General features: G+C 65.8%; 10 protein-coding genes and 1 pseudogene. All 11 read left to right on the forward strand.

Translation table 11 applies throughout. The features are described 5' to 3' along the window. The first annotated feature begins 117 nt into the window (after window positions 1-117). The gene (locus HS968_RS19220) at window positions 118-840 is read left to right on the forward strand and encodes a response regulator (protein WP_119693201.1); all 723 of its coding nucleotides are present in this window, start codon (window positions 118-120) and stop codon (window positions 838-840) included. Continuing rightward, window positions 837-2,216, forward strand: coding sequence for an ATP-binding protein (locus tag HS968_RS19225; protein WP_182368207.1), 1,380 nt, complete (start codon window positions 837-839; stop codon window positions 2,214-2,216). Before HS968_RS19220 ends, HS968_RS19225 begins: the two co-directional genes overlap by 4 nt. A 696-nt stretch (window positions 2,217-2,912) precedes the next feature. Beyond that, complete coding sequence (gene purU / locus HS968_RS19230; protein ID WP_182368209.1) at window positions 2,913-3,779, forward strand: formyltetrahydrofolate deformylase; 867 nt, start codon at window positions 2,913-2,915, stop codon at window positions 3,777-3,779. After that, window positions 3,776-4,651 (forward strand): bifunctional methylenetetrahydrofolate dehydrogenase/methenyltetrahydrofolate cyclohydrolase FolD, encoded by an 876-nt coding sequence (gene folD / locus HS968_RS19235; RefSeq protein WP_182368211.1) that lies wholly within the window; start codon window positions 3,776-3,778, stop codon window positions 4,649-4,651. The genes purU and folD overlap by 4 nt, the downstream gene beginning before the upstream one ends. Window positions 4,652-4,656: 5 nt before the next feature. Further along, window positions 4,657-5,898 carry an FAD-dependent oxidoreductase gene (locus HS968_RS19240; protein ID WP_182368213.1) on the forward strand — a complete coding sequence of 414 codons (1,242 nt, stop codon included), beginning with the start codon at window positions 4,657-4,659 and terminating at the stop codon, window positions 5,896-5,898. A gap of 10 nt (window positions 5,899-5,908) precedes the next feature. Further along, complete coding sequence (locus HS968_RS19245) at window positions 5,909-6,220, forward strand: sarcosine oxidase subunit delta (RefSeq protein WP_182368215.1); 312 nt, start codon at window positions 5,909-5,911, stop codon at window positions 6,218-6,220. After that, window positions 6,217-9,114 (forward strand): 2Fe-2S iron-sulfur cluster-binding protein, encoded by a 2,898-nt coding sequence (locus tag HS968_RS19250; protein ID WP_182368217.1) that lies wholly within the window; start codon window positions 6,217-6,219, stop codon window positions 9,112-9,114. The genes HS968_RS19245 and HS968_RS19250 overlap by 4 nt, the downstream gene beginning before the upstream one ends. Window position 9,115: 1 nt before the next feature. After that, the gene (locus tag HS968_RS19255) at window positions 9,116-9,790 is read left to right on the forward strand and encodes a sarcosine oxidase subunit gamma (RefSeq protein ID WP_182368219.1); all 675 of its coding nucleotides are present in this window, start codon (window positions 9,116-9,118) and stop codon (window positions 9,788-9,790) included. Window positions 9,791-9,863: 73 nt separating this feature from the next. Next, a complete protein-coding gene (locus HS968_RS19260; RefSeq protein WP_182368221.1) occupies window positions 9,864-10,634 on the forward strand; it encodes an IclR family transcriptional regulator in 771 nt (256 codons plus the stop codon). 457 nt (window positions 10,635-11,091) lie between these two features. After that, a pseudogene (locus tag HS968_RS26815) lies at window positions 11,092-12,096 on the forward strand (methyl-accepting chemotaxis protein); the annotation flags it as partial. A 198-nt stretch (window positions 12,097-12,294) separates the two neighbouring features. Next, window positions 12,295-13,005: a methyl-accepting chemotaxis protein gene (locus HS968_RS26820; RefSeq protein ID WP_407681666.1), complete on the forward strand. Its 711-nt coding sequence runs from the start codon at window positions 12,295-12,297 to the stop codon at window positions 13,003-13,005. Window positions 13,006-13,052 lie beyond the last annotated feature (47 nt).

A 13,052-nucleotide genomic window follows, 5' to 3' on the forward strand; every position in this document is an offset into this window, starting at 1 on the left:
CGGGCTGCCTCGAAGATGTATCGGAAGCGCCAACCGAACGCGTTCCAAAACAATCCATTACATTTGCCCCTGGGCGTCGGTGTATGTTCCGCGCTCAGCCTTTGCAGGTACTGCCCGATGTCCCGACCGGATCACATCCTCATCGTCGATGACGACCCCGAGATTCGTCAGTTGCTCGCCACCTACCTGAGCGAGGCCGGCTACCAGACCTCGGTGGCCAGTCAGGGGGCGGAGATGCGCAAGCGTCTGGAAGAGCAATTGATCGACCTGGTGGTACTCGACCTGATGCTGCCCGGCGAGGACGGCCTCACCCTGTGCCGCGAGCTGCGTGTACGCAGCAATATTCCGGTGATCATGCTCACCGCGCGCGGCACCCTGGTCGACCGCATCGTCGGCCTGGAAATGGGCGCCGACGACTACCTGGCCAAACCTTTCGACCCGCGCGAGCTGCTGGCACGGATCAAGGTGGTGCTGCGCCGCACGCAGAGCTTCCCGGATCGCGCCCGCCTCGATGAAGCCACCAGCCTGCGTTTCGCCGGCTGGCGCCTGGATACCGCCACGCGCCAGCTGCGCTCGCCCGCCGGGCTGGTGATCAGCCTTGGCAACTCCGACTACCGCGTGCTGCGCCTGCTGCTGCAACACCCCAACCGCCCGCTGAGCCGCGACTTTCTGCTCGGCCACGCCTTCGACAAGGAACGCGCGCCGTTCGACCGCAGCATCGACGTGTGCATCAGCCGCCTGCGTCAGCATCTGGAAGACGACCCGCGTGCGCCCAGGCTGATCCGCACCGTGCGCAACGAGGGCTATGCCCTGACCGTCGAAGAGGTACAGCAGGCGTGAAGCGGCTCTGGCCCGATTCGCTGTTCGGCCGTCTGGTGCTGATTCTGGTGGCCGGTCTGTTCGCCGCGCAGATTCTCACCAGCAGCATCTGGTACGAGATGCGCCACGGCCAGGTACTGGAGATACCCACGCGCCTGCTGGCCACGCGCCTGGCCGACCTGATCCTGCTCGACCGCCGTGATCCGGCCCTGGCGGTGCCCCTGATCGAGGCGCTGCAAGGGCCGGACTTGCGCCTGCTGGAAGCAGCACCGCCCGCCAGGCAACTGGACGAAGCCGACCGCAACCGCGAGGCACTGCTGCGCCAGGTGATCGCCGAACGCACCGGCAGCACGCCAACCCTGCGCCTGCTGGCGCTCGACGTGCTCGACCCGGACGGCCACCCCGCCAGCCTGCCGGTGCTGTTTGGCACGACGCCAGCCAGTGGCCGTTTCCAGGTCGAACTGCAGTTGCCCAGCGGCCCCGTGCTGTATCTGGAAGCCATCGAGGAACAGGGCTGGACGAGCGCCTCGACCCTGTCGTTGCTGCTCGACTACCTGACCCGCATCTACCTGCTGCGCATCATCGTCGTGGTACTCATCGCCCTGCTCGCGGTGCGCCTGGTGCTGCGCCCACTGCAACGCATGACCGGCGCCGCCGAAGCCCTCGGCCAGGATATTCACCGCCCGCCCCTGCCGGTCGACGGGCCGCGCGAAGTACGCCAGGCCGCGCAGGCGTTCAATGCCATGCAGCGCCGGCTGATCGACAGCATCGCCGAGCGCACGCGCTTCTTCGCCGCCGTCTCGCATGATTTGCGCACGCCGATCACCCGTCTGCGCCTGCGTGCTGAACTGCTCGCCGACGAAGCCACCCGCCAGCGCTTTCGCGACGACCTGCAACGGATGGAGGAGATGGTCTCGGCCAGCCTCGACTTCCTGCGCAGCGGCGAGCTGGATGACGCCCGCGAACCGGTGGATATGAACGCCTTGCTACAGGGCCTGCAGGCGGACTTTCACGACCTGGGGGCGCAGGTCGAAATCCACGGCAACGCTCGACCGCTGGTGGCGCATGCCAGTGGCCTGCACCGCTGCCTGCAGAACCTGCTGGAGAATGCCGTGCGGCATGCCGGCGGGTTGATCGAAATCCAGCTCGAAGACAGTGCCGAACAACTGCGCATCGGCATTGCCGACCGTGGGCCGGGCATCGACGAGGCGCTGCTGGAGCGCGTCATGGAGCCCTTCTACCGCCAGGACGAAGCGCGCAGCGAGAGTGCCGGTGGTTACGGCCTGGGACTGAGCATCGCCCGGCAGATCGCCAGCGCCCACGGCGGCAGCCTCACCTTGCAACCCCGCACGGGTGGCGGGCTGCTGGCAGTGCTCGACCTTCCTCGTCGGGGTTGAGCGTCGTCGGGTGCGCTGTGCGTGTTGCCTGACAACAGAGTTTTCCTCGGTGCGCACGGCGCACCCTACAGCTCGTGCCCACCGAGCCATGTGCACACTGGCCACCCCGGATTACATCCGAGCTACATACCCGTAGGGTGCGCTGTGCGCACCGCCTGACGACAGCGTTCTCCCCGGTGCGCATGGCGCACCCTACAGCTCGTGCACGCCGAGCCATCTGCACACTGGCCACCCCGGATTGCATCCGGGCTACACCGTAGGGTGCGCCGCGCGCACCGCCTGACGACAGCGTTCTCCCCGGTGCACATGGAGCACCCTACAGCTCGTGCCTGCCGAACCATCTGCACGCAGCCCACCCCGGATTGCATCCGGGCTACACCGTAGGGTGCGCTGCGCGCACCGCCTGACGACAGCGTTCACCCGGTGCGCACAGCGCACCCTACGGGCTCGCTCCTCCACGTCATTTGCGTGCAAGCCGTTCTGGATTGCGTCGCGAATAGGAGCGTCGCTGCCACCCGTCTTTTATTTCCCTTCAGGATAAAAAAATTCCTAACAGGCATGGACAGAGCACCTTCATTCACTTATAAAAATCACCAACACGAAAAATAGATTCGTCACAGTAATTTTTATTCACAGACGAACATCTCTTTTATCCATGAAGATTTTCCTGCCGCCGACCCCAGCAGAGGATTCGCCATGCAGCACGCCAAGCACCCGTTCGTGATCAAGATCAGTTGCCCGGCCACATCGGGCATCGTCGCCGCCGTAACGTCCTTCCTTGCCGACCATGGTTGCTACATCAGCGAGATGGCGCAGTTCGATGACGAGGTCAGCGGCTCTTTCTTCATGCGTGCGGTTTTCCGTTTCAACAGTGGCTTTGCCGGCGATATCCAGCTGATTCAGGACGGCTTCGTCGATGTCGCTGAACGCTTCGAGATGACCTGGGAGCTGCACGACACCACCGAGCCGATGCGTGTGCTGCTGATGGTCAGCAAGTACGACCATTGCCTGGCCGACCTGCTCTATCGCCACCAGAAGGGCGAGTTGCAGATGAAGATCACCGCCATCGTTTCCAACCACCTCGACCTGCGGCCGATGGCCGAGCGCGAGGGCATCCGCTTCATCTACCTGCCGGTGACCAAGGACACCAAGGCCCAGCAGGAAGCCGAGTTGCTGAAGATCGTCGACGAGACCAAGACCGATCTGGTGGTGCTGGCGCGCTACATGCAGATCCTCTCCGACGACCTGTGCAAGCAACTGTCCGGCCGCGCCATCAACATTCACCACTCGTTCCTGCCTGGGTTCAAGGGCGCCAAGCCCTATCACCAGGCCTTCGATCGCGGCGTGAAGCTGATCGGCGCCACTGCGCACTACGTCACCTCGGATCTCGACGAAGGCCCGATCATCGAGCAGGAAGTGCAACGCGTGGATCACAACTACACCCCCGACGCGCTGGTCGCGGTGGGCCGTGACACCGAAACCGTGGCCCTGTCCAAGGCAGTCAAGTACCACCTCGAGCACCGCGTGTTCCTCAATCACGACAAGACGGTGATCTTCCGATGAGCAGCAAGCTGATCGACGGCAAGGCCGCCTCCGCCCGCGTGCTCGCCGAAGTCGCCGCCGACGTGGCCGTACTCAAGGGTGCAGGCATCGAGCCGGCGCTGGCCGTGGTGCTGGTCGGTGACGACCCGGCCAGCCACGTCTACGTGCGCAACAAGGTGCTGCGCGCCAACGAAGTGGGCATCCGCTCGCTGGAATATCGCCTGGGCGCCGACGCCAGCGCCGAGGCCGTGCTGGAAGTGGTGGCCGGGCTCAATGCCGACGCATCGGTCAACGGCATCCTGGTGCAACTGCCGCTGCCGGCGCACATCGATGAAACCCGCGTGCTGCAGGCCATCGACCCGGCCAAGGACGTCGACGGTTTCCACAGCGAGAACGTCGGCGGCCTCAGCCAGGGCCGCCCGGTGCTCACGCCCTGCACGCCGGCCGGCTGCATGCGTCTGCTGCGCGACACCCTCGGCGACCTGTCCGGCAAACACGCCGTGGTGGTCGGCCGCTCGAACATCGTCGGCAAGCCGATGGCGGCGCTGCTGCTGGCCGCCAACTGCAGCGTCACGGTGCTGCATTCGCGCAGCGTCAAGCCGGAGAAGCTCTGTGGCCAGGCTGACATCGTCGTCGCCGCCGTCGGTCGGCCTCGAATGATCGGCGCCGACTGGATCAAACCCGGTGCGGTGGTGATCGACGTCGGCATCAACCGCATCGACGAGGACGGCCGCTCGCGTCTGGTCGGCGATGTCGACTTCGACGCCGTGCTGCCGGTGGCCTCGGCCATCACCCCGGTGCCCGGTGGCGTCGGCCCGATGACCATCGCCCTGCTGATGCAGAACACTGTCACCGCCGCCCGCCAGCAACATGGCCTGACGGCCCAGGAGTAACCGCAATGCCCCTTGCCCTGCTCAAGTACGGCCTATCCTCGGAATACCCCGTGGAGGTCGACCTGCCTGCGCCGAAGGAACTCAAGCCGGCGTACGACGTGGTCATCATCGGTGGTGGCGGCCATGGCCTGGCCACCGCCTATTACCTGGCCAAGTACCACGGCGTAACCAACGTCGCGGTGCTGGAGAAGTCCTACCTCGGCGGTGGCAACACCGCGCGCAACACGGCGGTGATCCGCTCCAACTACCTCACCAGCGAAGGCGTGCGCTTCTATGCCGAGTCGGTGCGGATGTTCAAGGACCTGTCCAACGAGTTCGACTTCAACATCATGTATTCCGAGCGCGGCCAGCTCACCCTGGCGCACACCGACGCCACCGTGCGTGCCTTCCGCCAGCGCGCCGAGGTGAACAAGCACTTCGGTGGCCGCACCGAGATGATCGACCGCCAGCAGATCCACGAACTGGTACCGACGCTCAACCTCGACCCCGGTCATATCCCGGTGCTCGCCGGGCTCTGGCACATCGACGGCGCCACCGCGCGCCACGACGCCGTAGCCTGGGGCTACGCCAAGCAGGCGGCCAAGCGCGGCGTGGAAATCCACCAGCTCACCGAGGTGCAGGACTTCGTCGTCGAGAATGGCAAGGTCACGGCGCTGAAGACCAACCGTGGCACCGTGCGCTGCGGCTGCGTGGTGCAGGCAGTGGCCGGCGCCAGCTCGCTGCTGATGAACAAGCTGGGGATCAAGGCGCCGATCCATACCTACCCACTGCAGGCCATGGTCACCCAGCCGTTCAAGCCGTTCCTCGATCCGCTGGTGAGCTCCTCGGCGCTGCACTGCTACGTGCAGCAGACCAGCCGTGGCGAAATCGTCTTCGGTGGCGGCTCCGACCCCTACCCGCTGTACAACACGCGCTCGACTCTCGACTTGAAGGAAAGCCTGCTGGCCCACGCCATCGAGATGTTCCCGTTCATGGCCGGTGCCAAGCTGATGCGTCAGTGGGCCGGCAGCACCGACATGACCCCGGACTACAGCCCGATCATGGGTCACTCGCCGCTGACCAACTACTACCTCGACGCCGGCTGGGGCACCTGGGGCTTCAAGGCCACGCCGATCTGCGGCAAGACCATGGCCGAGCTGGTCGCCAGCGGCGGCAAGGTGCCGGAGCTGATCAAACCCTTCGCCCTCGAGCGCTTCTCGACCTTCCGCCAGGTCAACGAGATGGGCGCCACGGCTGCCAGTCACTGAGGTTCGCACCATGAAGATCATGCCCTGCCCGCTCAACGGGCCTCGCAACATCAACGAATTCACCTACGGCGGCGAACTCAAGCGCATGCCCGATCCGAACACCTGCACGGACGCCGAATGGGCCGACTACGTGTTCAACAGCGAGAACATCGCCGGCGTCGTCACCGAGTGGTGGATGCACAACGCCTCCAGCTACTGGTTCCTGGCCGAACGCCACACCGTCAGCGATGAGATCCTGCGCACCTTCGACCCCAAGGAGCTGTTCGACCGTCGCGTCGACTTCGCCGCGCCTGCCAGCAAACCCCAGGAGGTAAGCGCATGAGCGCCGATATCCGCCTGCCAGCCCCGCTGGGCCTGCTGATCGACCGCAACCGCCCCGTCAGCTTCGACTTCGAGGGCACCACCTACCAGGGTCTGGCCGGCGACAGCATCGCCAGCGCCCTGCTGGCCAACCAGCGCTGGCTGCTGTCGCGCTCGTTCAAGTACCACCGCCCGCGCGGCCCGCTGTCGATGGCCGGGCAGGACGCCAACACCCTGGTGCAACTACCGGACGAGCCCAACGTGCTGGCCGATATGCAGCCGCTGTCTGGCGGTCTGCAAGTCACCGCGCAGAACTACAACGGCAGCCTGGACAAGGATCGCGACGCCCTGCTCGGGCACTTCTCCAAGTTCATGCCGGTGGGCTTCTACTACCGTTCCTTCTATAAGCCCAAGGGCATGTGGAAGGTCTGGGAACCGCTGATCCGCAAGAAAGCCGGCCTCGGCGTACTCAACCTCAAGCTGCAGCCGCAGTACCACGACAAGGCCTTCCTGTTCACCGATCTGGCGGTGATCGGCGCCGGCCCGGCCGGCCTGTGCGCGGCGCTGAGCGCTGCCAACGCCGGGGCCAAGGTGCTGCTGATCGAACAGCAGAACTACCTCGGCGGCGCGCTGGCCTGGGCGCGTTTCGACGTCGAAGGCAAACGTGCCGCCGAGCTGCGCGCCGAGCTGTTGGCCGCCGTCGAAGGCCACGCCAATATCCGCATCCTCAAGGAAGCCACCTGCAACGCCTGGTTCACCGACCACTACCTGCCGGTGATTCAGGGCAATCGCATGTACAAGGTGCGTGCCCGCCAGTGCATCGTCGCAGCGGGTGCCTTCGACCAGCCGGTGGTGTTTCGCAACAACGACCTGCCCGGTGTGCTGCTGACCAGCGCCGCGCAGCGCCTGATCAAGCTCTACGCGGTCAAACCGGGCCAGCGCGCCGTGGTACTGACCGGCAACGACGACGGCTACCTGGCTGCTCTCGACCTGCTCGATGCCGGTGTCGAGGTCGCCGCCCTGGTGGACATGCGCGAGCGCGCCGATGACGGCAGCCTGGCCACCGCCCTGCAAACCCGTGGCGTCGCCTGCCATGCCGGCAGCACGGTCTATGAAGCGCTGGGCGACAAGCACCTGAACGCCGTGGACGTGCGCCGCATCACAGGCCAGGGCAAGGTCGCCGACAGCAGCCTGCGCATCGACTGCGACCTGCTGTGCATGTCCGCCGGCTACATGCCGGTGTACCAGTTGCTGTGCCAGGCCGGCGGCAAGCTGGCCTACGACGACGCCAGTGCCTGCTTCAGCCTGTCCGGCCTGCCCAGCGGGCTGCAGGTGGTCGGCTCGGTCAATGGTCGCAACGCCCTTGACGCGCTGCTTGCCGATGCCGCCAACGGCGCCCTGCGTGCACTGGCTGCGCTGGGTCTGGAGGCGGATTCGAGCCCGCGCGAGCTGCCAAGCGAGCCGCGAGTCAACTTCCCCTGGCCGATCTTCCCTCACCCGAAAGGCAAGGATTTCGTCGACTTCGACGAAGACCTGCAAGTGCGTGACATCGTCAACGCCACCCGTCACGGCTACCGCGACGTGCAACTGGTCAAGCGCTTCTCCACCGTCGGCATGGGCCCGTCGCAGGGCCGCCACTCGGCGCTGCCCACCGCGCGCCTGGTGGCCCAGGCCACCGGCCGCAGCGTCAGCGAAACCGGAGTGACCACCGCGCGCCCGCCGTTCTGCCCGGAAACCCTGGCGCAGGTCGCCGGCCGTGGCTTCGATCCGTATCGGCAAACCGCCATGCACGCGCGCCATCTGGAGCTGGGGGCGAAGATGATGCCCGCCGGCATCTGGCAGCGCCCGGCCTACTACGGCAAGCCGGAAGAACGCGAAGCCTGCATGCAGGCCGAAGCGCGCCAGGTGCGCGAGAAGGTCGGCCTGATCGACGTGTCCACCCTGGGCGGCCTCGACGTACGCGGCCCGGACGCCGCCGAGCTGCTCAACCGCCTCTACACCTTCGCCTTCGCCAAGCAACCGGTCGGCCGTTCGCGCTATGCGCTGATGACCAACGAGCACGGCGTGGTGATCGACGATGGCGTCTGCGCACGCTTTGCCGACGAGCACTTCTACGTCAGCGCCACCACCAGCGGTGTGGATCGCGTCTACCAGCAGATGCTCAAGTGGAACGCGCAGTGGCGCCTGAACGTCGACATCACCAACGTCACCGCCGCGCTGGCTGCGGTCAACCTGGCCGGGCCGGACTCGCGCAAGGTGCTGGCCAAACTTTGCGGCGATGTCGACCTGTCCGCCGAGGGCTTCCCCTACCTGGCGGTGCGCCTGGGCACGGTGGCCGGCATTCCCGCCCGCCTGCTGCGGGTCGGTTTCGTCGGCGAACTGGGCTACGAGATTCACGTTCCGGCGCGTTACGGCGAAGCCCTGTGGGATGCGCTGATGGAAGCCGGTCGGGAGTTCGACATTCGCCCATTCGGCGTCGAAACCCAGCGTCTGCTGCGCCTGGAAAAAGGCCACGTGATCATCAGCCAGGACACCGATGGCATGACCAGCCCGGCCGAGATCGACATGAGCTGGGCGATCGCCCGCAGCAAGCCGTTCTTCGTCGGCAAGCGCTCGGTGGAAATCCTCGAAGCGCAGCCGCCGATCCGCAAGCTGGTCGGTTTCACCCTGGCCAAAGGCAGCAGCCAGCCGCTGGAAGGCCATCTGGTGCTCAAGGGGCCGGACATCAGCGGCAACGTCACCTCCTGCGAGTACTCGCAGACCCTCGGCCAGATCATCGGCCTGGCCTACTGCGCGCCCGACCAGGCCGCGGCGGGCCAGCGCCTGCCGATCCGCGTCGAAGGCGGCGAGGTGGTGCAGGCCACGGTGGTGCAACTGCCCTTCTATGACCCTGAAAGCCAACGCCAGGAGCTGTGAGATGACCCTCCAAGCCAATCAATTCGCAGCGCGCAGCCCGCTCTACCGTCTGCAGGCCGGCGCCACCCTCGCCCCGTTCGGCGAGAGCTGCATCGTCACCACCTACGGCCAGAGCGACGAAAGCGCCCTGCTGGGCCACTGCGCACTCATCGACCTGACCAGCCTGGCGCGCTACGGCCTGCGCGGCCCGGCATCTGCCGACTACCTGGGCGCACTGGGCTACCAGCTACCGCAGGCGCCCAACCAGGCGCTGAGTCAGGCCGATGGCAGCCACGTGCTGCGCCTGTCGCAAACCGAGTACCTGCTGCTCGGCAGCCTGCACGATGCCGGCAGCAAAGCGCAGCGCGAGGAAAGCCAGTGGCAGGCCAGCGCCGGCCAGTACCTGCTGCCGCGCCAGGACAGCCATGCCTGGCTGGTGCTGACCGGCACCTGTCAGGCCGAGGTGATGGCCAAGCTTTGCGGCGTCGACCTCAGCCCGCAGGCCTTCGCCGTTGGCCAGGTGGCGCAGACCTCGGCGGCGCGGATCAACGTCATCATCGCCAACCTGCCGCTGGGCGAAGTGCCGTGCCTGCACATCCTCTGCGACCGCGCCTCGGTGCATTACTTCTGGGGCGCGCTGCTCGATGCCATGCAGGAGTTCGGCGGACAGCCGGTCGGGATCGACGCCCTGCCATGAGCTCTTCACTCCCCTCTCCCATTCATGGGAGAGGGGCTGGGGGAGAGGGCAACACAGCTACAAGGGAAGCACCATGAGCATCCAAGAAGACGAGCTGGACTACCGCGTCCCCGCACTGCAACGCGGCCTGAGCATCCTGCAGATGTTCAACGCCAGCGAGCGCAGCCTGAGCAGCAACACCATCGCCGAGCGCCTGGGGGTCAGCGTCTCGGCCATCTACCGCATCCTGGTCACGCTCACCGACATGGGCTACCTGCGCAAGCTCGGCAAGAACAGCTACGAACTGGGCCCGCAGGTGCTCTGCGACGGCTTCGCCTACCTGGCCAGCCGCGACCTGGTGGACATCGCCATGCCGCACCTCAATGCCCTGCGCGACCGCACCTCACTGTCGTGCCACCTGTCCATCCGTGAGCAGACCGAGAGTCTCTACATCGGCCGCGCCTTCGCTGCCCAGCGGCTGTCGGTGAACATCCCCATCGGCACACGCATCCCCTGCCACTGCACGGCCATGGGCCGCATGCTGCTCAGCGGCCTGACGCCCATGGAGCTGGACAAGCTCTACCAGCACGTACGCCTGGACGACTACCCGCCGCCCGCACCGAAGACCCTGCCCGAGCTGCAGCAACTGCTCGAACGCGACCGCGAGCGCGGCTGGGTGATGCACCGCTCCGACTACTCCACGGCGATCGCCTGCGCCGTGCGTGACCACCGCGGTGACGTGGTCGCGGCAATCAACCTCTCCGGCCCGGAAGCGGTGATGGACAGCCCGGTGGCGCGCGAACGTTATCGAGAAAGTCTGCAAACCTGCGCTGACGCCATTTCCCTCGAACTCGGAGGCAAATAATTACCTTCATCGGCGAACGCGCGAAGCTAGCTCAGCGCACCGCCAATAGATCGGCGTCATTTTTTCAACGAAATACGTAACATCATATTGCCATCATCCGGCAGACTGATATTCTGCGGACGCCAGATCACTTCGAGTGTCGAGCTTTATCAGCACGCTTGCAGGCGTCCCCGGCAACGCCGTGGCCACTCACTACCCTCAGCGATGGCCAGAAAATCCGCACGAACGCCGTCCGCCCATCACGCCTGGCCGAACGCCCGACCAGCCCTCCTCCAGCACCATCCACTCGTCGTATTGGCACCCGCTTCGCCTACACGGTCGAGCATGTCTGCCAATCACCCCCGCAGGCAGTCATGCACGCTGCAGACCCAGGTTCTACGAGAAACGTGCGCTACAAGGAGTTGTCATGAATACGCTTGCTAGAGTCCTGCTTGACCTGAGTGTCCGTAAGAAACTCATGGCCGGTTTCGGCCTGATCCTGCTCATCACCCTGTGCACCGTCTGGATCGGGCACTGGGCGCTGGAAACCAGCCTGACACGCTTCGACAACCTGCTCGGTGTCAACGCCATCGACAACAAGCTGACCCAGGCTCGCCAGCAGGAAAAGAACTACATCATCCGTGGCGAAACCCAGTACCTGAACCAGGCCGTCGCCCTCGCCGACGAGATCGGCGCCCAGGCCCAGACCAGCGAAGCACGCCTGCAGTTGCCGGAGAACAAGGCGCTGATGCGCCAGATCAAGGAGGACGTCGAGCGCTACCGCGCGGAACTGCTCCATCTGCAGGAAACCACCAACAGCAACCAGCAGGTTCAGAAGGCCATGGAAGACTCGGCCAGAGCGGCACTCGAACGTTTCGAGTCATTGGCCGAACGCCTGCGCCTGACCGCCGTCGAGCAGATTCGCCAGACCAACGACGCGACCAGCATCGAACTGCTGGATCACGCCAACCTGGCCAACACGCTGTCCACCGAGTTGCTCGAAGCCAGGCGCAGGGAGAAGGACTTCCTCCTGCGCGGCGAAGACAGCTACGCCAGCAAGCTGGATGAACATTTCCAGTCACTGGCAAGCAACGGCGAGAAACTCCAGCGCCTGACCCTGGATGCGCAGGCGCGCCAGACGCTCGACGAAGCCATGCGTTCGCTCGGCGAATACCGCGAGCAATTCAAGAGCATGCGCGCCAGCCTGCAAGCCCGTAACCAGTCCGAGCAGGCGATGACCGAACGTGCCCGCGAGGTGGCCGCTGCCTCCAGCAAGTCGCTGGGGCTGCAACGCACCCTGCTGGAGAACGACTCCAACGACGCCAAGCACCTGCTCATCGTGGCCGCTGCAGTGGCATTCGTCCTTGGCCTGCTCTGCGCCGTGCTGATCACCCAGGTGATCGTCGGCCCGCTGCAACGGGTGGTCAGCGTCGCGCGCCAGGTGGCCAGCGGCGACCTCACCCTCGACATTCGCAGCGAACGACGCGATGAGCTGGGCCAACTGATGCAAGCCATGCAGGCCATGACCGAGAGCCTGCGCGACCTCATCGGGCGCCTGGGCGCCGGCATTACCCAGCTCGCCACCGCCGCCGAGGAGCTCTCGGCCGTCACCGAGCAGACCAGTGCCGGCGTCACCGAACAGCGCATGGAGACCGAGCAGGTCGCCACCGCCATGAACCAGATGGCGACCACCGTGCTGGATGTCGCGCGCAACGCCGAAAGCGCCGCCAGCTCGGCTAGCCACGCCGAGGATCAGACCCGTCAGGGCGGCGCCGTGGTGCAGCAGGCCATCACCAGCATCGAGCAACTGGCGCATACCGTCGAAGCCTCCGCCGAGGCCATCGGCCGCCTCAAGGGCGACAGCGCCAACATCGGTACCGTGCTGGACGTGATCAAGAGCATCGCCGAGCAGACCAACCTGCTCGCCCTCAACGCCGCCATCGAGGCCGCGCGCGCCGGTGACGCCGGCCGTGGCTTCGCCGTGGTCGCCGATGAAGTGCGCGCCCTGGCGCGCCGCACGCAGGAGTCCACGCAGCAGATCGAGCAACTGATCGAAACCCTGCAAAGCGGCGCCGAGAATGCCGTGGGAGTGATGACCAAGAGCCGCAGCATGGCGGGCGAAACCGTGGAAGCCGCGCGTCAGGCCGGCACCGCGCTGACCTTGATCGACGAGGCCGTGTCGCGCATCCAGCAGATGAACCAGCAGATCGCCACCGCCTCCGAGCAGCAGAGCTCGGTGGCCGAGGAGATCAACCGCAGCATTTCCAACATCCGTGACATCGCCGAACAGTCGGCCGCCGCCACCGAGGAAACCTCGGCGGCCAGCGTCGACCTGGCGCGCCTGGGCAGCGACCTGCAGGAGCAGGTCAACCGCTTCCGGGTCAGCGCCTGAGTCACCCCGCGGCCTGGTCACGCTCACCAGGCCGCCCCTATTCCCGT

Source organism: Pseudomonas berkeleyensis (assembly GCF_014109765.1).
GTDB classification, from domain to species: Bacteria; Pseudomonadota; Gammaproteobacteria; order Pseudomonadales; family Pseudomonadaceae; genus Aquipseudomonas; species Aquipseudomonas berkeleyensis.